The sequence below is a fragment of the Rhizobium sp. Root274 genome, from assembly GCF_001429245.1.
Lineage (GTDB): Bacteria > Pseudomonadota > Alphaproteobacteria > Rhizobiales > Rhizobiaceae > Allorhizobium.
Genome location: NZ_LMJE01000009.1, coordinates 275,669 through 298,172, shown reverse-complemented (window position 1 = coordinate 298,172; position 22,504 = coordinate 275,669). Strand labels below are relative to the sequence as shown.

The following is a 22,504-nucleotide window of genomic DNA, read 5'->3' as shown; positions in this document are numbered from 1 at the left end:
CATGCGGCTCGACAAGCTTGACGTTGCCATTGCCGGAGCCGGGATCGGCGGGCTTCTTCTCGGCAGCATTCTTGCTCGTCGCGGAGCACGGGTTACCGTTTATGATCAGATGGACGCGCCCCGGCCCGTGGGCTCGGGATTCGTTCTGCAGCCGACCGGCGCGAAGGTTCTTGATGCCTTCGGACTGCTCGCCCAGGTCGCCGCTCGCGGGCGTCGCATCGAACGCATGGTCGGGCGCCTGAAGGACGGCGGAAAGCCGGTGCTCGACGTGCGCTACCGGTCGGGTCAATTCGGTATCGCTGTTCAGCGCGTCGCTCTCTTCGACGCCCTCTTTGATGCGGCACGGTCAGCCGGGGTCAATTTCGAAGCATCGGCGCGAATCGCGGACATCGAGACAAGCGCCCGGCCGCATCTGGTGACTGTCGCCGGCCAGCGCCTGCCAGACGCCGATCTGGTTGTCGATGCCATGGGGGCGAATTCCCCCCTTGGCGCGCGACCCGACACAGAACTTGCTTACGGCGCGCTTTGGGCGACCGTGCCCTTCGGGGAAACCGGACCTTTTCGGGGTAACCTGCTTGAGCAACGTTACGACCGTGCCTCCCGGATGGCCGGCGTGCTCCCGGTCGGGACCGCCCGAGAAGGAGCGCCCGAAATGGCGACCTTCTTCTGGAGCCTGCGCATTTCGGATTTTGCCGCATGCCAGAAGGCCGGCCGTGATACCTGGCTGGAGGCAGTGGGCAGCCTCTGGCCCGAGGCTGTGGCCCTCGCGGCCGTGGCCGAACCCGTCTATGCGCGTTACCGCCATCTGACGCGGCAACCCGTCATTGGACGTCACGCGCTGAAGATCGGTGATTCCTGGCACGCGACGAGCCCGCAGCTCGGCCAGGGGGCAAACATGGCATTGCTTGATGCAGCCTCGCTTGCCTCGGCACTGGTGCGGGCGGAGGATGTCTCGAGCGCCATTTCCCGGCATCTGCGGCAAAGGCAGCTGCATGTGCGCACCTACCAGCTCCTCAGCCGAGTGCTGACGCCGTTCTATCAGTCGGATAGCCAGATCCTGCCTGCCTTGCGCGATCACCTGATCGCTCCGGTGACGACTCTGCCCGGCATCCGATCCATCATCTCGACCCTGGTGACCGGCGATCTTCTCGATCCGGTTGGCCAGCTCCGGCTTTCCGAAAGCTTCGCGCACGCGGCCGGGGGCCGGCAGACGGTCTGATCGTCCATTCACAGCAATCGTCACCACGTGCCGAGCAGCGAGGATGTGACACGGTGACATGACTCGCGGTCAGGGTGGCAAAGAGCCGCTCGAAGACAGCACCGTGCCAGGGGCAGCCGGGGGTGGCAAGCGGGTTTGACCGGATTGCGAGGCGAACTACGGGCTGCCGCCACGCCTCCACGTGGCCGGAGAACCGGCCGCTTCCTGCAAAGGTCCAGGAATGGGCGGCAATGGCGCGAACGAGGATACGTGTCGAGAGACCCGGCGGCAGACGCGGCAACAGCCAACGGGCCGGCTTGGGAATACGACGCGTGAGAAGGTAGTGACCGGTGCGGTGGCCGGCGTCGGCTAGTACCTGGATTGATTCGATCGGAGCAAGGTCGTCGCAAAGGACGGTGAAAAGCCGGCGCGGTTCGGCCTCATCAAGCATGGCCTGCGGCGGGGTCGTGTAGCGATCTATCAGACCGGCGCGCTCAAACAGAGCGCGCGCCGTGTTCTCACCGAAGAGGGCCGACAGCGCCTGCCCCGTCTGAATGAGCGCGTTCGGGCCGGTCCTTGCGGTCACTGTTGGCGAACGTGGTTCTGTCGCAGAGGGCGTCTCCAGGGCCGCTGGTGACAGATCCGCATCCTCCTTTTCTGTCTCGGCCAGGCCGACCCAGGTCTCAGAGGCGGGCTTCATAGGTCTCGGCTCCGCCACCGCAGGCAAGCACCGGCTGCGCGGCGCCTGCCCTTTTTGCCTTTGCCTGACTAGCCCGATCGGCCGCCGCCTGCCAGTCGTCGAGTTGGGCAGGCGCAATCTTGCGGGACATGTCGAAGCCGAAATCGACCTTGTCCTTGGATTGCGGGCCCCAGTAATTATGCTTGCCGAGGTCGTAAAACTTGCGTTCGAAGCCGGCCTTCAGGAAGGCCTTGAGGCAGCCCAGCAGGTAGCGCCGGCGAAAGCCCTTGCCGCGCCACGGATAGTGGAAGAGCGCCTTGATCATGTAGAAGCGGCGGTAATTGTTCATCACGCGGTCGAGCAGTTCGGCGCGGTCCATGGCGTCCGGCTTCATGATCGGGGTGACGAAGTTGTATTTCGAGAAATCGAAGATCTCGACCTTGTCGCCCAGCTCCTGGAACAGCGGCGAGAAGGGCCAGGGCGTGTACATGGCCCAATTGGCGAGATCCGGGTTCCAGTCGCGCGCCATGCGATAGGTTTCTTCCAGCGTCTCCGCCGTCTCGTTTTCCAGCCCGACGATGAACTGCGCCTCGGTAAAGATGTCGGCTTCACGAAGCAACCGGATCGCCTTCTTGTTCTCGGCGACCTTGGTTTCCTTGTTGAAGCGGTCGAGCTTCAGCTGGGCGGCAGCTTCCGTGCCAAGAGAGACGTGAACAAGGCCGGCCCTGCGATAGAGGGCCAGATATTCCTCGTCCCTGATGATGTCGGTGACGCGGGTGTTGATGCCCCACTTGACCTTGTCCGGCAGGCCGCGGGCGATCAGCTCCTCGCAGAAGGCGATGAACTTCTTGCGATTGATGGTGGGCTCTTCGTCCGCGAGAATGAAGAAGCCGACCTGGTGGTCGTTGACCAGCTTTTCGATTTCGTCGACCACCTTTTTCGGATCGCGGATGCGATAGTCGCGCCAGAACTTCCATTGCGAGCAGAAGGAGCAGGTAAAGGGGCAGCCGCGTGCCATATTGGGGATGGCGACCCTGACACCAAGCGGCACATATATGTATTTCTCCCATTCGAGCAGGGTCCAGTCGGGTTCTACCGCGTCAAAGTTCTTCACCGTCGGTGCGGCGGGTGTCGCGATGATCTTGCCATCGTCGGTGATATAGGCGAGGCCCTTGATGCCTGCCCTCGCCTCTTTCAAGTTGCCGGCGGCAAGCGCCCTGGCCAATTCGACAATGATCTCCTCCCCTTCGCCGCGCACGATGACATCGACGTAGGGCGCTTCGGTCAGCACCTGCTGGTACATGAATGTCGCGTGCACGCCCCCCAGAACGCGCAGTGCCTGAGGGCAGACGTCCTTGGCTATCTCCAGGCAGCGTTCGGCCATGTAAATCGACGGCGTGATTGCGGTGCAGCCGATGAGATCGGGTTGAAGACGCCGCAGTTCCTCTCGCAGCCGATCCTCGGTCATGTCATTGGTCATGGCGTCTAGGAAATGGATGTCGGTGAAACCGGCAGACTTCAGCGCCCCGCCGAGATAGGCGACCCAGGCTGGCGGCCAGTTGCCGGCGATCTCGGCGCCGCCGGAGTGATAGTTTGGATGAATGAAGACGACGCGCATGACCACCTCCCATGTGTGTAAACTCAAGTTGACACACGGTGGGGATGGGCGGTTTGATGTGGATCAAACGATCCAACGCTGTATTGTGATGCGAGAGACTGCGAGGTGGCGCGTTTAGCGCTCCCAGTCTTCCTTGCCCGTCGGCTTCCGACTGCCGAGCTTGCGCTCAAGTTCATCGGCCTGACGGTCGGTGAGACGCACGTCGAGGCTGACGCTGCCGTCTTCGTGATCCTCGCGACCACTCACGACGGCGTTCTCATAGAGCCAGGAGATGACGGCGTGTTTGTCTGCCGGCACGGTGATCGTTGCTTCCGTCAGAACACCGGAAAGGCGCTGCGAGATGACGTCGAGAAGGGTGTCGATGCCCTCGCCGCTGATGGCGGAAACGGGCAGGACATTCTCGCGGCCGGCAGCTTTCTGAAGGATGCCGTCATGATTTTCCGGATCGAGACGATCGATCTTATTCCAGACCTCGATGATCCGTTCCGACCGTTCCTTCTCATCGATGCCGAGATCATCCAGGATGCGCAGGACGTCCGCCGATTGGGCTCCATTGTCCGGATCCGACATGTCGCGGACATGCAGGACGAGATCGGCTTCCAGCACCTCCTCCAGCGTCGCGCGGAAGGCGGCGACCAGATGGGTCGGCAGATCGGAGATGAAGCCGACGGTGTCCGACATGATCACCGTGCGGCCATGCGGCAGCTTCATCCGGCGCAGCGTCGGGTCGAGCGTCGCAAACAGCATGTCTTCGGCGAGCACGCCCGCACCGGTGATGCGGTTGAACAACGTCGATTTGCCGGCATTGGTATAACCGACCAGTGCGACGATCGGATGGGGAACCTTGCGGCGCTTGGCACGATGGAGCTGGCGAGTGCGGACCACCTGTTCGAGCTCGCGCTCAAGCTTGATGATCTTGTCCTGCAGCATGCGGCGGTCGGCTTCGATCTGGGTTTCACCCGGACCACCCATGAAGCCTGCACCACCGCGCTGACGTTCCAAGTGCGTCCAGGAACGTACGAGTCGACCCTTCTGATAGTTCAGATGCGCGAGTTCGACCTGCAGCGTGCCTTCCTTTGTGGAGGCGCGGCGGCCGAAGATTTCGAGGATCAGGCCCGTGCGATCGATGACCTTGGCGTTCCATTCCTTCTCGAGATTGCGCTGCTGGACCGGGGTGAGCGGATGATCGACAATCACGAGACCCGCATCGAACTCGTCGAGCAGAGCCTTCACCTCGGCGATCTTGCCCGATCCCATCAGCGTTGCCGGACGCGGCTGGTTGACCGCAACGATCAGCCCCTGGACGATGGTCAGATCAATGGCGCGGGCAAGGCCCATGGCCTCTTCGAGGCGCGCATCGTTCGAGCGGCTCGGGGCCGGTGGCGCGCCTTCGGGCAGCGGCTGCGGCCGTCCCTGCTTGAGGACCGGGACAATGACAATCGCCCGCATGTCATCCCGGGGCTTTTCGTCCTCCGGGATGATCGAATCGTTCTTTGTATCTCGGCTTGTGATGATCTCAGTCCTGTCCGGAAGCGTTGTCTTCGCTCTCGAACATCTGCATCGGCTGGCCCGGCATGATGGTCGAGATGGCGTGCTTGTAGACCAGCTGTGAGTGGCCGTCGCGACGCAGCAGAACGCAGAAGTTGTCAAACGACGTGACGACACCGGTCAGCTTGACGCCGTTGATCAGGAAGATCGTCAGCGAGATCTTCTGCTTGCGTACGGTGTTGAGGAAAAGATCCTGCAGGTTCTGAGAACGTTCCGCCATGGCGCCGCTTCTTTCTTTCTTGCCGGTCTTTTTCGACCGGTGTGATTATTGTTCTTGCTGGCAAGGTGGGGAATAGGTCCCCTCGCCCCTCCACCGGAACAAGGTGGTATCAAATCACCGTCTTTTCCGCAACGTCGAAAAAGGCGGATCGGATACGCTCCGACATGGCACCCGGATGGCCGTTGCCGATCGTCTGGCCATCGATCTCGACGATCGGGAAGCAGATGCTGGTGGCAGCGGTAATGAAGACTTCGCGGGCCGCGAGCATTTCCTCGCGGGAGAATTCCCGCTCCGCAACCGCTATCCCCAGTTTTTCCGTCACATCCATCAGGCCGGTGCGGGTAATGCCGCGCAGGATGCCGTGTTCGGCTAAACGAGTGACGAGCACACCGTTCTGGTCGACAATCCAGACATTGGTGGCAGCCCCTTCCGTCACCATGCCACGGGCATCGATGTAGATGGCCTCCTGGGCACCCTTCTCCTTGGCCGCCTGACGCGCCATGGCATTGGGGAGCAGGCCGACCGTCTTGATATCGACCCGGTCCCAGCGATTGTCCGGCAGGGTGATCGCCTTCAATCCGACTTCGTTTTTCTTTGCGATGATCGATGGATCGGTGATCTTGGCGGTGATCACCAGGCTTGGCGGCGTATCGGCAGAGGGAAAGACATGGTCGCGGCGGGCAACGCCACGGGTCACCTGAAGATAGAACAAGCCATTCTTCACCCGGTTACGTCGCGCCACCTCGCGGATGACCTGGGTGAGAGCCGCCCGGCTCATCGGGCTTTGCATTCGCAGTTCCGAGAGCGAACGGTCGAGGCGATCAAGATGCCGGGTGAGATCGACAATCACGCCGTGGCGGATCTCGCAGACCTCGTAGACACCGTCAGCAAACTGGTATCCACGATCCTCGATGTGAACCGCCGCTTCCGAATGGGGGAGATAGCGTCCATTGACATAGGCAATCCGGGGCATGGGGAAGTGACCTCTAGAAATACTGGATCGATACGCGGAAAAGCTGCTCGACATGCCGCACGGCGTCCGCGGCAGCAAAGAGCACGACGCGATCCTTGGCCTTGATGCGGGTATCACCACTGGGGCGCAGAACCGTCTTGTCGCGGTAAATCGCGCCGATGCGCAGTCCCGGCGGCAGTTCAAGGTCGCGGAACGATTTGCCGACGAGCGGCGAGGTTTCCAGCGCCTCTGCCTCGATTACCTCGGCCTTGCCCTTCTGCACAGCATAGACGGCGCGAATGCGGCCTTTGCGGACATGCTGGAGGACGCGCGATATTGTCACGGCACGCGGGTTGATATAGGCGTCGATGCCAATCGAGCCGGCAATGTCGTGGAAAGACGGGCTGTTGATCAGGGCCATGCCGGACTTGCAGCCGAGGCGCTTCGCCATGGCGGCACTGAGGATGTTGGTCTGATCGTTGTTTGTCAGCGTCACCATCAGATCCGCATCCTGGATGTCAGCCTGATGGAGGATGTTCTGGTCGAGTGCAGACCCGTGCAGCACGATTGCATCGGGCAGCTGGTCAGACACCGAAAGCGCCCTGTCACGGTCGTTTTCGATGATCTTCAACCGTGTCTTCGGCGACATCTGGCCGATAGTGCGGGCGACGTAGTGGCCGATATTTCCCCCGCCGGCGATAACGATCCGGGCGGCTTCCTGCTCCTCGTGGCCGAATAGGCCGAGCGTACGGCGGGCATGATCCTTCTGGCAGATAACATAGGCGAGATCGCCGACCTGCAGATGGTCCTGCGAGCGTGCAACCAAAAGCTTGCCGTTGCGCCATATGGCGCAGACGGTCGCCATCAGGTCGGGAAACAAGTCGCTCAACTGATTGAGCGGCGTGTCGACGACCGGGCAGTCCTCCATGCATTCGATGGCAAGCATGGCGATATGATCGTCGGCGAAGCGGACGATGTCAGTTGCTCCAGGGAACGAGATGCGGCGGAGCACCATCTTGCCGACCTCGATCTCCGGCGAAATCGTCACGTCGATCGGCAGGTTGTCTCGGCTGAACAGGTCGGAGTATTCCGGCAGCAGATAGTTCTGCGACCGGATACGGGCGATCTTTGTCGGCACGTTGAACAGAGAATGCGCCACCTGGCAGGCGGTCATATTGATCTCGTCATAGAGGGTGACCGCGATCAGCATGTCGGCCTGGTCAGCGCCTGCGCGCGCCAGTACGTCCGGATGGGCGCCGTGACCCACATAGCCGCGGACGTCGAGCGTCTCGGTGATGTGGGTAACCAGCGACGCGGACGTATCGATGACGGCAACGTCATTGTCTTCCTGCGACAGCCGCTCCGCGATCCCGTAGCCGACCTGCCCCGCACCGCAAATAATGACCTTCATGGCATGTTTCCTGCGCTCGCCCGATCGGCAGACCGGACTCGTTTGCCTCGGTTATACGCCAAGCGATTTGAGTTTGCGATGCAGAGCGGAACGCTCCATGCCGACGAATTCAGCCGTGCGGGAAATGTTGCCACCGAACCGGTTGATCTGGGCGATCAGATAATCCCGCTCGAACATTTCGCGAGCTTCGCGCAGCGGCAGCGTCATGATGTGGGTGTCGTTGCTCGCCGATACCTTCGGCAGCATGTCGGAGAGATCCTGCGGCAGCATTTCCGCGGTGATCGCCGATTCGGGGCTGTCGCCCTGGGCGAGGATCATCAGACGCTCGATGTTGTTGCGCAGCTGCCGGATATTGCCCGGCCAGTCATTCGCCTGCAGAACAGCCATGGCGTCCTCGCCGATCTTGCGCTGGCGGATGCCGGCCTGTTCGGAAATCTGGCGCATGAACATGTCGACGAGGAAGGGGATATCCTCGCGCCGCTCGGCAAGTGCCGGCACCTTGACCGGGACAACGGCCAGGCGATGGAAGAGATCCTCGCGGAAACGGCCCTCGGCGATCATGCCCTCGAGATTATAGGCGCTGGACGAAATAATGCGCACGTCGACCTTGACGCGCTTCGACCCGCCGACACGCTCGAACTGCTGTTCGACAAGAACGCGGAGGATCTTGTTCTGCGTCTCACGCGGCATTTCGCCGATCTCGTCCAGATAGAGGATGCCGCGATGGGCCTCTTCGAGGGCGCCGATGCGCCTCGGCTGGCCAGGCGTTCCCTCGGTGCCGAAGAGTGCCACTTCCATGCGATCAGGGGTGATCGCCGCAGCATTCAGCGACACGAAGGGGCCGCCCGAACGGCTGGATCGCTTGTGGATCATGCGCGCCACGAGCTCCTTGCCGGAGCCGGAGGGGCCGAAGATCATGATTCGGCTGTTGGTGGGCGCGATCTTCTCGATGGTCTGGCGCAATTGCGAGACGGCAACCGAGGTACCGATGAGCTCCACCGCATCGCCCGTACGGCGCTTGAGGTCCGAGACCTCACGTTTCAGCTTGGAATTCTCCAGCGCGCGCTCGGCAATCAGGATTAGGCGGTCGGCCTTGAACGGCTTTTCGATAAAGTCGAAGGCGCCGCGCTTGATCGCCGATACGGCCGTTTCCACATTGCCGTGGCCGGAGATCATCACCACGGGCAAGTCAGGGTGGCGCAGCTTGATCTCGTCAAGCAACGACAGGCCGTCCAGGCGGCTGCCCTGCATCCAGATATCGAGGAAGACGAGACGCGGCACGCGATCGGATATGGCGGCCAGCGCGCTGTCGGCATCATGGGCCGTGCGGGTTTCGTGGCCTTCGTCGCTCAGGATGCCGGACACGATCTCGCGGATGTCCTCTTCGTCGTCGACTACCAGAATATCAGAGGCCATAGACCTTTTCCTTGTCGTTCTCGCTATCAATGGCCGTCGTCTCGGCGCGGGGGAGGATGATCCTGATCATCGCGCCCCTGCCCCGGTCGAAATCGGCCGGAGCATCATGCAGCTCGAGTTGTCCGCCATGCTCTTCAATAATCTTCTTGACGATGGCGAGACCGAGGCCGGTGCCCTTCTCTCGCATTGTCATATAGGGTTCGAGGATCCGGTGCCGGTTCTCGGTCGGCAGGCCGCGGCCATTGTCGATGACGTCGACCGCAAAGCGGTCATGGGCATGATCGAAATAGGAGCGGACGAGGATCTTTCCCTTGCCAAGCTCTTCGACAGGCACCGCCTCAATCGCCTCGACCGCATTCTTGACGATGTTGCTGACGGCCTGAGCCAGCATGCGGGCGTCGAAACTGCCCTCCAGCGGCTCGTCGCCAAAGTCACGCTGGAACTCGATCTCCGCACTGCCGATTTCCCTGAGGAATACGGCGTCTGTGAGGATCTCGCGCAGGTCGGCCCGCTGTTTGGCTGGCTTTGGCATGCGCGCAAAGGCCGAGAACTCGTCGACCATGCGGCCGATATCCTCCACCTGTCGGACGATGGTATCGGTGCACTGGTTGAAAACCGCCTTGTCGTCTTCGGCAATCTGCTTGCCATAACGGCGCTTGAGGCGCTCTGCGGACAGCTGGATCGGGGTCAGCGGGTTCTTGATCTCGTGGGCAATGCGCCGTGCCACATCGGCCCAGGCGGTCGAGCGCTGGGCCACCACGAGGTCGGTGATGTCGTCGAGGGTGATGACATAGCTGTCTTCGGAACCTCTCGTTTCCTCGCGGGTCACCTGAACGTTCAAGGTGCGTTCCTTGCCGCCCCGGATCATGTTGATCTGCTCGCGGTATTCGCCGCGATGGCGCACCGTCGCTTCGGTGAGCACGCGATCAACCTCGGGTGCGACGAGCGAGAGTTTTTCACCGATCAACTGGTCGGACGGCAGGGCGAGGAAGAACTCGGCCGAGGGATTGACGATGGTGACAATGCCATTGTCCTCCACCCCGATGACGGCTGCGGTGACACCGGATAGCACAGCCTCGATAAAGCGTCGGCGGTCATCAACCTCATCCTTCGCTTCCAGAATTTCGTCGCGCTGCGAGCGGATCTGCGACACCATCTTGTTAAAGGTGCGCGACAGGCTGCCGACGTCGCCATCGGCGGCGCGCACTGGGACAAGGACGTTCAGATTGCCGGATGCGATGCTGTCGGCAGCACCGATCAGCAGGCGGATCGGGCGGACGATGCGGTCGGCGACGGCGATGGCAGTCCAGATGGCAGCGAGCAGCACGATGAGCGCAAAGCCGAGATAGAGGATGGCGAAGGCGATCTGCAACGTCGTTCGGCCATCTTCCATCGACTGGTATTCGGCGTTGTTTTCTTCCATCAGGCGCATGGCCTGCATGACCTTCGGGTCTACAGCTCGGATCGTATAAAGGAATGTGCCCGAGATGGAATCGAGCTTGATGATCGCGCCGACGAGGTTGGTCACCCCTGGCGGGATGAGCGTCGGCTGACCCGCAGCTGCACTTTCAAGTGCGTCGCGCGGGATGGCTGGCAGCGGCTTTTCCGTCTCGATATCGGCCTTGGTGATGGCCGAGCCATCTTCGCGTACCAGGAAGGCACCCAGCATGCCGCGACCGCGCGCCTGACGGGTCATCAGTTCGACGAAGCCGGTGCGGTCCAGATAAAAGAGTGCGCGGTTCCGCTCCAGGTCGTTCGCCATAGAGATCGCCTGACCCTGCAGGTAGCTGGCATTTTCCAGCATATAGGCTTGGGCGACGTTCATCGATGACGATACGATCGACTGGGTGCGGATCGAGAACCAGCGGTCGAGACCGACATTGAGCGTAATGGATGCGAAGATTGCAACCAGGATAGCTGGCGTGATGGCGATGACCGAAAACAGTGCGACGATGCGCACATGCAGCCTGGCTGCGGCACGCCCTCTGTTGCGCGCCTTGAACAGGCGCAAAACTTCCCGACCGATCAGGAACATCAGGCCGACGATGAACAGAGAATTGATGACGGCAGACGCCACGAGCACGCGTGAGGTCGGCTCGATCGGTGTCAGACCCAAGAGAATCGGCAGAGTGAAGCTTGCGCAGAGCAATGCGCCACCGGCGAGCAGCAGGCCAGGCAGCGCAAAGGATGCCCTGCGGTCCTGCGCCATCGCCGCTTCAACATCGGCGGCGGAGGCTCTCCTCACCCTTGCCATTCATTTCCCCCGGATCCGCCTAAAGCGGATGTCTTCACGATGTCCGACCTGATGGCCGGTACTTCTTGTTGTGCTGCACGACGACAGCGCCGGCCAACCCAAAGGTCAGACGGCGGTTGCGGTGACACGTGGCTTTTGAGCAACGCAATGTGGCGAAATTGCAACGGAGCCCGTCGCGATGTCAAGCCGAACGGGAACTGCGATAGACCGAGACGCCAAGTTCACGGATCTTCTTGCGGAGCGTGTTGCGGTTCAGGCCGAGGAGGTCGGCTGCCTTGATCTGATTGCCGCGGGTGGCGGTCAAAGCCGCGAGAATCAGCGGATACTCCATCTCGGTCAGCACCCGGTCGTAAAGGCCGGACGGAGGCAGCGCTTCGCCGAAGGAGGCGAAATAGGTCCGCATATTCTCTTCCACCGCCTGGGAGATGGTCATGGTGCCGCTGACGACACCGACCTTGGCGATCGGGCTGTCGGAAATGTCGGCGCGCAATTCCTGTTCGACGACTTCGCGGGCGATCACGTCCTGTGGATAAAGCGCCATCAGGCGGCGCACGACGTTTTCCAGTTCGCGGACATTGCCGGGCCAAGCATAGGACTTCATCACTTCCAGCGCTTCCTGATCGAAGCGCTTGGCGTCCAATCCTTCCTTTTCGCCCTGCTGAATGAAGTGGCGCACGAGATCCGGGATGTCTTCTGCCCGATCCCGCAGCGGCGGGAGGCGCAGCGGCACGACGTTCAGCCGGTAATAGAGGTCCTCGCGGAACAGGCCCTGGTTGATCGACTGCTTCAGGTCCTTGTTGGTCGCAGCGACGATTCGTACATCGGTGCGGATCGGGGTTCGGCCGCCGACCGTCGTGTATTCACCCTGCTGCAGGACGCGCAGCAGTCGGGTCTGGGCATCCATCGGCATGTCGCCGATTTCGTCGAGGAACAGGGTGCCGCCTTCGGCCTGTTCGAAACGGCCGGTCGAGCGGGTCTGGGCACCGGTGAAGGCGCCCTTCTCGTGGCCGAAGAGTTCCGATTCGATCAGATCACGCGGGATGGCGGCCATGTTGATCGCGACGAAGGGGCCGTTGCGGCGCTTGCCATAGTCGTGGAGTGCCTTGGCAACCAATTCCTTACCGGTACCGGACTCGCCGGTGATCATCAGCGTCAGGTCCGTCTGCATCAGGCGGGCGAGCACGCGGTAAATTTCCTGCATCGCAGCCGAGCGACCGACCAGCGGCATGCCGTCCTGCATGTCGTCGTCGAGACGAGCCGGACGCTTCTTTGGCTCCGACAGTGCTCGGCCGATAATGGCGATCAGTTCGGTCAGATCGAACGGCTTTGGCAGGTAATCATAGGCGCCCTTCTCCGACGCCTTGATGGCGGTCATGAAGGTGTTCTGGGCACTCATGACAAGAACCGGCAGATCCGGACGTGCCTTCTTAATGCGCGGCAGAAGGTCAAAGGCGTTTTCATCCGGCATCACGACGTCGGTGACGACGAGGTCACCTTCGCCAGCGGAGACCCAGCGCCAGAGTGTCGCGGCGTTTGAAGTGATCCTCACATCATAGCCTGCCCTGCTCAGCGCCTGGTTCAGCACCGTGCGGATCGCAGCATCATCATCTGCAACAAGGATGGTCGCCGTCATCAGTTCGTTCCCGTGGAATTGGAAAGTGGCGCATCGTCGAACGCCGTCTCTTTCGACATGGGCATGAGGACCCGGAAGGTGGTGCGGCTCGCCTGGCTGTCGCATTCGACGATGCCGCCATGGCCGCCGATGATCTTCGCCACGAGGGCCAGGCCCAGGCCGGAGCCATTGGTCTTCGTCGTGATGAACGGATCGAAGAGATGCGGCAGAAGGTCGGACGGCACGCCGGGGCCGTTGTCATGGACGCAGAATTCGAGCGGCAGCGAAATCTTTTCGCGCGAGCCGGCAACCGAGAGGCGAATGCCGGGACGGTAAGCGGTCGTCAGCTGGATCTCGCCATCCGACCGCTCGCCGATCGCTTCCGATGCGTTTTTCACGAGGTTGAGGAAGACCTGCACCAGTTGGTCTCTGTTGGCAAACACCGGCGGCAGCGAGGGGTCGTAATTCTCGGTGATGCGGATGTTGCGGGCGAAGCCCGCCTTGGCAACCGCCTTCACCTGATCGAGTACGGAATGGATGTTGATCGATTGACGATCGACCGGCCGCTCGTCGGAGAAGACTTCCATGCGGTCGACGAGGGAAACGATGCGGTCCGTTTCGTCACAGATCAGGCGGGTAAGCGCCCGGTCTTCGTCTGTCACCGCTGTCTCGAGGAGCTGGGCTGCCCCGCGAATGCCGGAAAGCGGGTTCTTGATCTCATGCGCCAGCATGGAGGCAAGACCGGTGACGGAGCGAGCCGCTGCGCGATGGGTGAGCTGGCGATCGATCTTGTCGGCCATGGAGCGCTCCTGGAAGACGACCACGACATTGCCGGGCTGCCCGAGAACTGGCGCAACATAAAGGTCGACCAGCTTTTCCTGACCGAGACGCGGCGACGACAGGTCGACGCGGTATTCATTGACCGGCGCACGGCGCTCGCGCACCTGCTCGATGAGGGACAGGAGCGGACTGCCGAACGGAATGAAGGTGGAGATGCGGTAGCGTGCCAGATGAGACGCGCTGGCGCCAAAGAAGGCTTCCGCCTCCCAGTTGGCAAAGGCGATATGGCCGTTCGCATCCACCATCACCACCGGGTTCTGGATGGCATTCAGTACGGCCATGGCAAGACCGTTGCCGCTGCTGCCGGTGTGGTCGTTCGCCGTCATGCGGCCTCCTGTCTGGAGCCGGCATCACCGCTGGCCGAGAGCGCTTGCTCCAGAGCCTTTGCAACGAAACCGGCGTCCTTCGATGTCATGATTGCGGCCTTGGTTTCGCTCGCAAGATCGGGGGCGTGGCGATCCAGGTACCACCCGAGATGCTTGCGCGCATGGCGTACGCCGACGTCGGCGCCGTAATGCTCCAGCATCATCTTATAATGGTCGACGACGAGGCCGGGGATCTCGGACGCATCAGGGCCAGCATGCCCGGCGAGCACACCGGCATGCCAGGGCCTGCCCTGGCAACCACGACCGACCATCACCGCATCGGCGCCGGAGCGGCGCAGGATCTCGTGGGCATCCTCGACCGTCTCGACGTCGCCATTGGCGATCAGCGGAATGCGGATTGCATCCCGGACGGCTGATATCGCGTCCCAGTTCGCACGCCCCTCGTAGAACTGCATGCGGGTGCGACCATGCACGGTCACCAGCTGGACGCCTGCGGCTTCCGCCCGAGCGGCAATATCGGGCGCATTCATCGAGGTCTCGTCCCAGCCGAGACGCATCTTGACGGTCACCGGGATTTTTACGGCCTTGACCGTCGCCTCGATCAGGGAGAGCGCATGATCTGGCTCGCGCATCAGGGCGGAACCGGCATAACCGCCAATCACCTTCTTCGCCGGGCAGCCCATGTTGATGTCGATGATGTCGGCTCCATTGGCCTCGGCGATGATGGCCGCGTCTGCCAGCCATTTCGCTTCACGGCCGGCGAGCTGCACCATATGCGGCGTGAGCCCAGCCCCCTTCAGCCGCGACCAGCTTTCGGCGGCGTTGAAAACAAGTTCGCGGCTTGCCACCATCTCGGTTACAACGAGCCCCGCACCGAAACGGAACGCCAGCTGGCGAAACGGCAGGTCGGTTACGCCGGACATCGGCGCAAGCACGATCCGGTTCCGGATCGGAACGGAGCCAATGCTGAAGGGCGTGTCCAACGCGACGGAAACCAAATGATTATCTTTCAGGCAAAGAGCGCATTTGCATGATTTTTAGACAGTTGGCTCACGCTTGCCAAGAGGCAAAGCTCACGCATCGACAAAAAATCGCGCAAATGCTGGAAAAGCCGATGCCGAGCCGATAGAGCACGGTTGCGAAAATAATGTGTCATGGACCAGGCGGGGCGATGGAGCAAGAGCTGAGCGGAACAATCGGGGTCGTGGTCGTGGCTGCCGGACGCGGAGAGCGCGCTGGTGCCTCGGTCGAGGGGCCGAAGCAATATCGCCGCATTGGCGGAAAGCCGGTCATCTGGCACACTCTCAAACGGTTTTGCGACTGGCCCAAATCCGGCCCGATCGTTGTCGTCATCCACCCCGACGATCGGGTCCTGCTCGATGCCGCGGTCGCCGATCTCGGCGACAGTCGTGAGCTCGTCGTGGTGACCGGAGGGGCAACACGGCAGGAGTCCGTGCTGAAGGGATTGCAAGCATTGCGGGGTCGCAGTGTTGATCACGTGATGATCCAGGACGGTGTCCGGCCTTTTGTCGATGTGGACCTGCTCGACAGGATTGCGGTCGAGCTTGCCTCTGGAAAAGCCGCCGTCCTCCCTGCCCTTCCCGTCTCGGACACGATCAAGCGCGGCGACAAAACCGGCGTCGTAACCGGAACCGTTCCGCGCAAGGATCTCTATGCGGCCCAGACGCCGCAGAGTTTCCATTACGAGACCATCCTCAAAGCCCATGAACATGCAGCGACCGATCAGGCGACCGACTTCACCGACGACGCCTCGATTGCGGAATGGGCGGGTATTCCGGTGCATCTGGTCGAAGGCTCGATCGACAATGTCAAACTCACCGTGCAAAGGGACATCGCCATGGCGGACGAGAAATTGAGGGGCGCGACCCTGCCAGATGTCAGGACCGGAAATGGCTATGACGTGCACCAGCTTGAAGCGGGCGACGGGGTGACGCTTTGCGGCATTTTCATCCCGCATGATCAGAAGCTCAAAGGCCATTCCGACGCGGATGTCGCGTTGCATGCGCTGACGGACGCCCTGCTGGCGACCTGCGGGGCCGGCGATATCGGCGATCATTTCCCACCCTCGGACATGCAGTGGAAGGGGGCGCCGTCGCGGATCTTCCTGGAGCATGCAGCAAAGATCGTTCGAGACGCCGGCGGCACGATCATAAATGTAGATATTTCGCTTATTGCCGAAGCACCTAAGATCGGACCGCATCGCCAAGTCATGCGGGAAAAGTTGTCGGACATCCTCGGCATCTCGCTTGACCGCTGCTCGGTGAAGGCGACGACCAACGAGACGATCGGCTTTGTCGGTCGCCGTGAGGGGATTGCGGCGATTGCCACGGCGACAGTGGTGTATCGGGGAGCGGATTGATGGGGATTTACCCGACTGACATCGAACAAGCTGCGGCGGCGATCCTCGCGGCTTATCGCGACCGCGGCTGGATGGTCGCCACGGCAGAATCCTGCACCGGTGGCCTGATCGCAGGGGCGCTGACGGAAATTGCCGGCTCTTCGGCCGTCGTCGACCGCGGTTTCGTCACCTATACCAATCAGGCGAAGATGGATCTGATAGGTGTATCGGCTTCGACACTAAACGTCTTCGGGGCTGTCTCGAAAGAAACCGCGTTGCAGATGGCGCATGGGGCGCTGATGCGGTCCGATGCCGAGATTTCGATCGCGGTCACGGGCATTGCCGGGCCGGGTGGCGGATCGGTCGAAAAACCCGTCGGGCTCGTCCACCTCGCCCTCAAGTCCCGTCGCGGGGTCGTCGATCATCGGGAGATGCGCTATGGCGACATCGGACGCGACCAGGTGCGGCTAGCAACTGTCAGAACCGCCCTCGACATGCTGTTGAAGGCCGCTCAGGCGCCGGCGTAGATCTTGTCGGCGCGGGTCTCGAAAGCTTCGGAGAACATGCGGAAGGCGCGGTCGAACATCGAGCCCATCAGGGCGCCGAGGATGCGGTTCTTGAACTCGTAATCGATGAAGAAGTGGACCGCGCATCCGCCATCGGCCGCCTCTTCGAATCGCCAGCGATTGTCGAGATATTTAAACGGACCCTCGATGTATTTGACGTCGATCGTCCGCTCGGACGGCGTGAGCAGGACCTGCGTGGTGAACGTCTCGCGGATCGCCTTGTAGCCGACCGTCATATCGGCCAGCAGCAGCTCCTTGCCGTCGCGTTCGCGGCGCGAGCGGATGGTCAGGGCTTCGCAGAGCGGCAGGAATTCCGGATAGCGCTCGACATCTGCGACGAGCGCATACATGCGGTCTGGCGAGTGCTTGACGAGGCGGCGGGTTTCAAACTGAGGCATGATCCGGACTTAATGAGGAAGCCCCGCAAGATCAAGCAGCTGCGCCATTTCGCCATGGGATTTGAGGGTAATGACGGGCACGGTGGGACCGTGTTTTTCAATCTCGTGGATGATCATCGGGGCAAAGCGACGTTCGAAGTTCCAGATATAGGAAAGGAATTCGCGGTTGGGCCTTTTTTCGACGCAGCCGTCCGCCATCTCGGGGCGATGCTTTCCGACGAATTTCGCCGCCCGCCGATAGACACCGATGAGGCAGCGCCAGCGCGGGAGCCGCACCCAGATGACAAGATCGGTGCGAGGCAGGCGGAGGTCGAAGCTTGAAGGGTTGGTGCCGTCCATGAGCCACGCCTCTGCCTCAACGATCTGCGAAATAATCTCCCTCTGCTCTGCCCTGGGACGCTGGACCCAGCCTGCCAGCCAGAAGACCTCCCGATCCATCGGATGGTAGGGTAGATCGAGTGCCGTGGCAATTTTGCGGGACAAGGTCGACGTGCCGCCGCCGGAACAGCCAATCACGAGGATGCGGCGGGCATGGCGCAAGTGGTTGGCAGCATGTTCGGTAATCTTAATGTCGCGCATCGCCACCATCCAAAAGATCTACAGATTCGAATTTGGTCGGCGGATTTTTGACTTTTTATGCAAACGCGAGCAAGTTTGTCACACAGGAGGCGGGCGTATGGCCAAGCTGAACATCGGGCTACCAGATAACATGCAGAAGTATGTCGATGAGCAAACCAACAGTGGTCGCTTTGCTGACAGCGACTGCTATATTCACGATCTGATCAGACAAGATCAGGATCGGCAGTTGAAAATCGCTGCAATGCAGACCTTGGTCGATGAGGGGATCGCAAGCGGCGAGAGCGACGAAAGCATGCAGGACATTCTCCGTTCACTGAAGGAGAAGCGGAGTAAATCTGCTTGAGCTACCGGCTCACTCGAAGAGCCGCTGACAACATTCGCGAGATATATCGCCGCGGAACAGAGATCTTCGGAGAGGCGCAAGCCGAGGCCTATCATCTCCATCTAGAATACGTGTTTGAGCTTATCGCCGACAATCCGCAAATCTCGCCGGAGCGGACTGAAATTACGCCTCCAGCCCGCGTTCACCCAGCAGGATCGCATCTCGTCATCTATCGCCTCAAGGACAATGGCGACGTCATCATTATCGCTGTGCCAAATGCACGCGCGGATTGGCAGGACAATTTCGGGTAGCCGCTCAGACCCTGACGAGCAGCTTTTCCCGCGCCGCCTTCAACCGGGCGAAATCATCGCCTGCGTGGTGCGACGAGCGCGTGAGCGGGCTCGACGAGACCATCAGGAAGCCCTTGGTATAGGCGATGTCCTCGTAGGACTTGAATTCCTCCGGGGTGACGAAACGCTCGACCTTGTGGTGCTTGCGGGTCGGCTGAAGATACTGGCCGATCGTGAGAAAATCGACGTCGGCGGAACGCAGGTCGTCCATCAGCTGCAGGACTTCGTTCCGCTCTTCTCCGAGGCCAACCATGATGCCTGATTTGGTGAACATGGTCGGGTCGAGTTCCTTCACCCGCTGCAATAGACGCACCGAGTGGAAGTAGCGCGCGCCCGGGCGGACGGTCAGATAGTTTCCGGGCACCGTTTCCATGTTGTGGTTGAAGACGTCGGGCTTGGCGGCGACGACGCGCTCCAGGGCACCGGGTTTCTTGAGGAAGTCCGGGGTGAGGATTTCGATGGTCGTTTGCGGCGATGCGGCGCGGATCGCCCAGATCACCTTTTCGAAATGCTCTGCGCCTCCGTCGGCCAGATCGTCGCGGTCGACGGAGGTGATAACCACATGTTGCAGGCCCATCTGGCGGACCGCCTTGGCGACGTTTTCCGGCTCTTCCAGGTCGAGCGCGTTCGGCTTGCCGGTTGCGACGTTGCAGAAGGCGCAGGCGCGGGTACAGATCTCGCCCATGATCATGAAGGTGGCGTGCTTCTTGTCCCAGCACTCGCCGATATTCGGGCAACCCGCTTCTTCGCAGACCGTGACCAGCTTGTGAGAGCGGACGAGGTCACGGGTCTCGTGGTAGCCCTTGGACGTCGGCGCCTTGACGCGGATCCATTCCGGCTTGCGCAGCACTTCGGTATCGGGCTTGTGCGCCTTTTCCGGGTGGCGGACGCGTTTCTCGTCGGCGGTGGCCGGAATGAGGTTCGTCCTGTCGAGAATGGTGACCATGGTAGAAACCCTGTCTCGCCGCGACGCGGCTTTCTGGTTTAGCGCCGAACGAGCTTCGCTATGAAGAGGAGGATGCTTGCGCCGACGAAGCTTGTGATCAGGTAGCCGAGCCAGTCGCCTGCCACAAAGATGCCGAGACGGCGGAAGATCGCGGCAGCAATGACCGCGCCGATGATCCCGATGATGATGTTCATGATAACGCCGAAGCGCATGTCCATGAGCTTGCCTGCAAGCCAGCCGGCGAGACCGCCGAAGAAGATCGTCGCGAGAATACCGACTTCAAACCCTGCCACGGCGTTATCCTTTTCAAACATTCAGGTGGAACCTGCCGACGATATAGGCGGCACGGTTCCGTTTCACAACCGGCTCAGGCGTTGAGCACCCGGCCATAGGCGTCGAGCACGCTTTCCTTCATCATTTCCGACAGGGTCGGATGCGGGAAGATCGTGTGCATCAGTTCTTCTTCCGTCGTTTCCAGGTTCATGGCGACGACGAAGCCCTGGATCAGCTCGGTCACCTCCGCGCCGACCATATGCGCGCCGATCAGTTCGCCGGTCTTCTTGTCGAAGATCGTCTTGATCAGGCCCTGGTCTTCGCCAAGCGCGATCGCCTTGCCATTGGCGTTGAAGTTGTAGCGGCCGACTCGGATCTCGCGACCCTCGGCCTTCGCCTTGGCTTCCGTCAGTCCAACAGAGGCGACCTGGGGGTTGCAATAGGTGCAGCCCGGGATCTTGGCCTTGTCCATCGGATGCACGCCGGGCACGCCGGCGATCTTCTCGATGCAGATGACGCCTTCATGCTCGGCCTTGTGGGCGAGCATCGGCGGGCCGGCAACGTCACCGATCGCATAGAGACCCGGCACATTGGTCTTGCCATAGCCGTCGATAACGATGCAGCCGCGATCGGTCTTCACGCCGAGCGCTTCGAGGCCAAGGTTCTCGATATTGCCCTGGACGCCAACGGCGGAGATCAGGCGGTCAGCCGTGATCGTTTGGACCTTGCCATCCTTGGTCTCGACATGGGCGGTAATGGAGTTTGCCCCCTTCTCGACCTTAGAAACCTTGGCATCCGTGATGATCTTCAGGCCGCGCTTTTCCAGCTGCTTGCGGGCGAAGGTGGAGATTTCCACGTCCTCGACCGGCATGATGTTGGCCATCAGCTCGACCACGGTGACATCAACGCCCATTGAGCGGTAGAAGGAGGCGAATTCGATGCCAATCGCGCCGGATCCCATGACGACCATGGACTTCGGCATGAAGTCCGGCTTCATCGCTTCGAAATAGGTCCAGATCAGCTTGCCATCCGGCTCAATGCCTGGAAGCGCACGCGGGCGTGCGCCGGTGGCGACAATGATGTGCTTGGCGGTGTAGGTACCCTCGCCCAGTACGCCCTTCGGGATCGGATTCTGCGGCTCGACGACGGGCTTCGTCATCTTGCCCACGACGACTTCGCCGGGCTTGGAAAGCTTGGCTTCGCCCCAGATGACGTCGATCTTGTTCTTCTTCATCAGGAAGCCCACGCCGCCATTCAGGCGGGCGGAGACGCCGCGCGAACGGGCAACGACATCCTTGACGTCTGCCGTCATCGTGCCGTTCAGCGTCAGGCCATAGGCCTTGGCGTGATTGGCATTGTCGAGCACCTCGGCCGAGCGCAGCAGCGCCTTGGTCGGAATGCAGCCCCAGTTGAGGCAGATTCCACCCAGATGCTCGCGCTCGACGATCGCGGTCTTCAGGCCAAGCTGGGCGGCTCTGATAGCGGTGACGTAGCCGCCGGGGCCGGAGCCGATGATGATGACGTCGTAAGCATTCGACATGGGTGCTTCCACTCCTCGGTTATACGGACCTCCGTGCGGCTGTTGCCGGAGGTCCGGTGTGGGACTGGAAGCGAGACCCTCAGGCTGCGGGCGTCTCGGCTTCCGGTTCGTGACGAACCAGCATCCCGTAGATTTCATCCTTGAGCTGCATGCGCTTCTTGCGAAGTTCCACAATGTGGAAGTCGTCTGCAGGCTCGATATCCGTCTCGGCGCGGTGGATCACTCCGTTGACCTCATGATAGGTCTCGAACAATCTGGCAAAATGCCCATCCGTTTCCTTCAGATGGCGCATCAGCGCGACGTGTTCCGGGAATTCTGCTGCCAGTTCGTGCGGTGTGTTCGACATGATCCCATCTCCTCTTTTCGGGTTGATGGGCTCAGGTTAGACGCAGCGCACAAGACCTCCTTGATTTTGATCAACGCGCCCTGACGGAGAGTGCCGGACGCGGCATTTCTTCAAAGACCGAGCATCATCCGGACGATCGGCTCCAGACCGCGTCCGATCGCTCGGGTATTTTCCGTATCGAGATGAATGCCATCCAGCGGGGTGGTCTCGGCGACAGATCCCGCGTCGAAAAAGGCACATCCGGCCTCGTCCGCCGCATCACGATACATGCTGGCCAGCATGCTACCTTCACCCACCGAATGGTTGAACATGGCGCCAAAAACAGAATTGGCGGTTTCCCGGATCGGCGGCGGCGCAACGATGAGAACCTCCGGATCCTCGAAGCCGAAGCCCCAGTCATGCTTTTGTACAAGCGTTACCAACCGCTTCACGCCACTTGTCGCACCAATCGCGGTGCCCTGAATACCGCGTTTCAGATCATTGGTCCCCAGCATGATGATTACAAGATCGATCGGCTTGTGCGTTGCCAGGACCGTCGGCAGCACCTTGGCGCCATTGCGCTCGCAGTCGGCCAGATGGTCGTCATAGGCAGTGGTGCGGCCGTTCAAGCCTTCGGCGATCACCCGAACCCCATGGCCGAGTGCCTTTTGCAAGACGCTCGTCCAGCGATCCTCATGGGCATGACGACCCAGGTGTACCGGGTCGTATCCCCATGTCAGGCTGTCGCCATAAGCGAGAACGGTCTTCATCG

23 protein-coding genes are annotated in these 22,504 nt (G+C 61.2%); 5 read left to right on the top strand and 18 right to left on the bottom strand.

Annotated features, from left to right (window positions below):
* Position 1 precedes the first annotated feature (1 nt).
* Complete coding sequence (locus ASE36_RS19150) at positions 2-1,219, top strand: FAD-dependent oxidoreductase (RefSeq protein ID WP_062283755.1); 1,218 nt, start codon at positions 2-4, stop codon at positions 1,217-1,219.
* On the opposite strand, the gene bchJ is transcribed toward ASE36_RS19150, so the two are convergent.
* The 11 genes from bchJ to dusB form a co-directional block, all read right to left on the bottom strand.
* Positions 1,119-1,898: a bacteriochlorophyll 4-vinyl reductase gene (bchJ, locus tag ASE36_RS23305; protein ID WP_062283752.1), complete on the bottom strand. Its 780-nt coding sequence runs from the start codon at positions 1,896-1,898 to the stop codon at positions 1,119-1,121. The genes ASE36_RS19150 and bchJ overlap by 101 nt on opposite strands.
* Entirely contained in the window at positions 1,882-3,495 is a 1,614-nt protein-coding gene (bchE, locus tag ASE36_RS19140; protein ID WP_062283747.1) for a magnesium-protoporphyrin IX monomethyl ester anaerobic oxidative cyclase, read from the bottom strand. Before bchE ends, bchJ begins: the two co-directional genes overlap by 17 nt.
* A 114-nt stretch (positions 3,496-3,609) precedes the next feature.
* Positions 3,610-4,944 (bottom strand): GTPase HflX, encoded by a 1,335-nt coding sequence (hflX, locus tag ASE36_RS19135; RefSeq protein ID WP_062283742.1) that lies wholly within the window; start codon positions 4,942-4,944, stop codon positions 3,610-3,612.
* A gap of 67 nt (positions 4,945-5,011) precedes the next feature.
* Positions 5,012-5,263, bottom strand: a complete 252-nt coding sequence (hfq, locus tag ASE36_RS19130; protein ID WP_007604043.1) for an RNA chaperone Hfq — start codon at positions 5,261-5,263, stop codon at positions 5,012-5,014.
* A 109-nt stretch (positions 5,264-5,372) separates the two neighbouring features.
* Positions 5,373-6,236 (bottom strand): D-amino-acid transaminase, encoded by an 864-nt coding sequence (locus ASE36_RS19125; protein WP_062283739.1) that lies wholly within the window; start codon positions 6,234-6,236, stop codon positions 5,373-5,375.
* A gap of 13 nt (positions 6,237-6,249) precedes the next feature.
* Positions 6,250-7,626 (bottom strand): Trk system potassium transporter TrkA, encoded by a 1,377-nt coding sequence (trkA, locus tag ASE36_RS19120; RefSeq protein WP_062283736.1) that lies wholly within the window; start codon positions 7,624-7,626, stop codon positions 6,250-6,252.
* A gap of 51 nt (positions 7,627-7,677) precedes the next feature.
* Positions 7,678-9,042: a sigma-54-dependent transcriptional regulator gene (locus tag ASE36_RS19115; RefSeq protein WP_062283732.1), complete on the bottom strand. Its 1,365-nt coding sequence runs from the start codon at positions 9,040-9,042 to the stop codon at positions 7,678-7,680.
* On the bottom strand, positions 9,032-11,296 hold the full coding sequence (locus ASE36_RS19110; RefSeq protein ID WP_062283727.1) for a sensor histidine kinase NtrY-like: 2,265 nt from the start codon (positions 11,294-11,296) through the stop codon (positions 9,032-9,034). Before ASE36_RS19110 ends, ASE36_RS19115 begins: the two co-directional genes overlap by 11 nt.
* Positions 11,297-11,477: 181 nt before the next feature.
* Positions 11,478-12,929, bottom strand: a complete 1,452-nt coding sequence (ntrC, locus tag ASE36_RS19105; protein ID WP_062283723.1) for a nitrogen regulation protein NR(I) — start codon at positions 12,927-12,929, stop codon at positions 11,478-11,480.
* Positions 12,929-14,074, bottom strand: coding sequence for a two-component system sensor histidine kinase NtrB (locus ASE36_RS19100; RefSeq protein WP_062283720.1), 1,146 nt, complete (start codon positions 14,072-14,074; stop codon positions 12,929-12,931). Before ASE36_RS19100 ends, ntrC begins: the two co-directional genes overlap by 1 nt.
* Complete coding sequence (gene dusB, locus ASE36_RS19095; RefSeq protein WP_062283717.1) at positions 14,071-15,087, bottom strand: tRNA dihydrouridine synthase DusB; 1,017 nt, start codon at positions 15,085-15,087, stop codon at positions 14,071-14,073. Before dusB ends, ASE36_RS19100 begins: the two co-directional genes overlap by 4 nt.
* A 158-nt stretch (positions 15,088-15,245) precedes the next feature.
* On the opposite strand from dusB, the gene ASE36_RS19090 reads away from it, so the two are divergent.
* Entirely contained in the window at positions 15,246-16,454 is a 1,209-nt protein-coding gene (locus ASE36_RS19090) for a bifunctional 2-C-methyl-D-erythritol 4-phosphate cytidylyltransferase/2-C-methyl-D-erythritol 2,4-cyclodiphosphate synthase (protein ID WP_062283711.1), read from the top strand.
* Positions 16,454-16,960 carry a CinA family protein gene (locus ASE36_RS19085; protein ID WP_062283708.1) on the top strand — a complete coding sequence of 169 codons (507 nt, stop codon included), beginning with the start codon at positions 16,454-16,456 and terminating at the stop codon, positions 16,958-16,960. Before ASE36_RS19090 ends, ASE36_RS19085 begins: the two co-directional genes overlap by 1 nt.
* Here the strand turns inward: ASE36_RS19085 and ASE36_RS19080 are convergent.
* Together ASE36_RS19080 and ASE36_RS19075 are read right to left on the bottom strand one after the other, a co-directional pair.
* Positions 16,945-17,397 (bottom strand): type II toxin-antitoxin system RatA family toxin, encoded by a 453-nt coding sequence (locus ASE36_RS19080; protein WP_062283703.1) that lies wholly within the window; start codon positions 17,395-17,397, stop codon positions 16,945-16,947. The two genes, ASE36_RS19085 and ASE36_RS19080, sit on opposite strands and share 16 nt — an antisense overlap.
* A gap of 9 nt (positions 17,398-17,406) precedes the next feature.
* Complete coding sequence (locus tag ASE36_RS19075; RefSeq protein WP_062283700.1) at positions 17,407-17,976, bottom strand: AAA family ATPase; 570 nt, start codon at positions 17,974-17,976, stop codon at positions 17,407-17,409.
* A 97-nt stretch (positions 17,977-18,073) separates the two neighbouring features.
* On the opposite strand from ASE36_RS19075, the gene ASE36_RS19070 reads away from it, so the two are divergent.
* The gene (locus ASE36_RS19070; RefSeq protein WP_062283696.1) at positions 18,074-18,319 is read left to right on the top strand and encodes a type II toxin-antitoxin system ParD family antitoxin; all 246 of its coding nucleotides are present in this window, start codon (positions 18,074-18,076) and stop codon (positions 18,317-18,319) included.
* A complete protein-coding gene (locus ASE36_RS19065; RefSeq protein ID WP_062283691.1) occupies positions 18,316-18,609 on the top strand; it encodes a type II toxin-antitoxin system RelE/ParE family toxin in 294 nt (97 codons plus the stop codon). The genes ASE36_RS19070 and ASE36_RS19065 overlap by 4 nt, the downstream gene beginning before the upstream one ends.
* A 4-nt stretch (positions 18,610-18,613) precedes the next feature.
* Here ASE36_RS19065 and lipA read toward each other — a convergent pair whose 3' ends face one another.
* From lipA to ASE36_RS19040, 5 genes are all read right to left on the bottom strand, one after another.
* Complete coding sequence (gene lipA, locus ASE36_RS19060; protein ID WP_062283688.1) at positions 18,614-19,594, bottom strand: lipoyl synthase; 981 nt, start codon at positions 19,592-19,594, stop codon at positions 18,614-18,616.
* 38 nt (positions 19,595-19,632) lie between these two features.
* Positions 19,633-19,908: a GlsB/YeaQ/YmgE family stress response membrane protein gene (locus tag ASE36_RS19055; protein WP_062283686.1), complete on the bottom strand. Its 276-nt coding sequence runs from the start codon at positions 19,906-19,908 to the stop codon at positions 19,633-19,635.
* Between the two features lie 53 nt (positions 19,909-19,961).
* Positions 19,962-21,407, bottom strand: coding sequence for a dihydrolipoyl dehydrogenase (lpdA, locus tag ASE36_RS19050; RefSeq protein WP_062283684.1), 1,446 nt, complete (start codon positions 21,405-21,407; stop codon positions 19,962-19,964).
* Between the two features lie 79 nt (positions 21,408-21,486).
* The gene (locus tag ASE36_RS19045) at positions 21,487-21,753 is read right to left on the bottom strand and encodes a YdcH family protein (RefSeq protein WP_062283681.1); all 267 of its coding nucleotides are present in this window, start codon (positions 21,751-21,753) and stop codon (positions 21,487-21,489) included.
* A gap of 110 nt (positions 21,754-21,863) precedes the next feature.
* Positions 21,864-22,502, bottom strand: coding sequence for an SGNH/GDSL hydrolase family protein (locus tag ASE36_RS19040; RefSeq protein WP_062283679.1), 639 nt, complete (start codon positions 22,500-22,502; stop codon positions 21,864-21,866).
* Between the last annotated feature and the right edge of the window lie 2 nt (positions 22,503-22,504).

Excerpts from the sequence above, each read along its gene's own strand:
- ASE36_RS19150 (WP_062283755.1), top strand. The coding sequence starts at position 2 with ATGCGGCTCGACAAGCTTGACGTTGCCATTGCCGGAGCCGGGATCGGC.
- bchJ (WP_062283752.1), bottom strand. The coding sequence starts at position 1,898 with ATGAAGCCCGCCTCTGAGACCTGGGTCGGCCTGGCCGAGACAGAAAAG.
- bchE (WP_062283747.1), bottom strand. The coding sequence starts at position 3,495 with ATGCGCGTCGTCTTCATTCATCCAAACTATCACTCCGGCGGCGCCGAG.
- hflX (WP_062283742.1), bottom strand. The coding sequence starts at position 4,944 with ATGCGGGCGATTGTCATTGTCCCGGTCCTCAAGCAGGGACGGCCGCAG.
- hfq (WP_007604043.1), bottom strand. The coding sequence starts at position 5,263 with ATGGCGGAACGTTCTCAGAACCTGCAGGATCTTTTCCTCAACACCGTA.
- ASE36_RS19125 (WP_062283739.1), bottom strand. The coding sequence starts at position 6,236 with ATGCCCCGGATTGCCTATGTCAATGGACGCTATCTCCCCCATTCGGAA.
- trkA (WP_062283736.1), bottom strand. The coding sequence starts at position 7,626 with ATGAAGGTCATTATTTGCGGTGCGGGGCAGGTCGGCTACGGGATCGCG.
- ASE36_RS19115 (WP_062283732.1), bottom strand. The coding sequence starts at position 9,042 with ATGGCCTCTGATATTCTGGTAGTCGACGACGAAGAGGACATCCGCGAG.
- ASE36_RS19110 (WP_062283727.1), bottom strand. The coding sequence starts at position 11,296 with ATGGCAAGGGTGAGGAGAGCCTCCGCCGCCGATGTTGAAGCGGCGATG.
- ntrC (WP_062283723.1), bottom strand. The coding sequence starts at position 12,929 with ATGACGGCGACCATCCTTGTTGCAGATGATGATGCTGCGATCCGCACG.
- ASE36_RS19100 (WP_062283720.1), bottom strand. The coding sequence starts at position 14,074 with ATGACGGCGAACGACCACACCGGCAGCAGCGGCAACGGTCTTGCCATG.
- ASE36_RS19090 (WP_062283711.1), top strand. The coding sequence starts at position 15,246 with ATGGAGCAAGAGCTGAGCGGAACAATCGGGGTCGTGGTCGTGGCTGCC.
- ASE36_RS19085 (WP_062283708.1), top strand. The coding sequence starts at position 16,454 with ATGGGGATTTACCCGACTGACATCGAACAAGCTGCGGCGGCGATCCTC.
- ASE36_RS19080 (WP_062283703.1), bottom strand. The coding sequence starts at position 17,397 with ATGCCTCAGTTTGAAACCCGCCGCCTCGTCAAGCACTCGCCAGACCGC.
- ASE36_RS19075 (WP_062283700.1), bottom strand. The coding sequence starts at position 17,976 with ATGCGCGACATTAAGATTACCGAACATGCTGCCAACCACTTGCGCCAT.
- ASE36_RS19070 (WP_062283696.1), top strand. The coding sequence starts at position 18,074 with ATGGCCAAGCTGAACATCGGGCTACCAGATAACATGCAGAAGTATGTC.
- lipA (WP_062283688.1), bottom strand. The coding sequence starts at position 19,594 with ATGGTCACCATTCTCGACAGGACGAACCTCATTCCGGCCACCGCCGAC.
- ASE36_RS19055 (WP_062283686.1), bottom strand. The coding sequence starts at position 19,908 with ATGTTTGAAAAGGATAACGCCGTGGCAGGGTTTGAAGTCGGTATTCTC.
- lpdA (WP_062283684.1), bottom strand. The coding sequence starts at position 21,407 with ATGTCGAATGCTTACGACGTCATCATCATCGGCTCCGGCCCCGGCGGC.
- ASE36_RS19045 (WP_062283681.1), bottom strand. The coding sequence starts at position 21,753 with ATGTCGAACACACCGCACGAACTGGCAGCAGAATTCCCGGAACACGTC.
- ASE36_RS19040 (WP_062283679.1), bottom strand. The coding sequence starts at position 22,502 with ATGAAGACCGTTCTCGCTTATGGCGACAGCCTGACATGGGGATACGAC.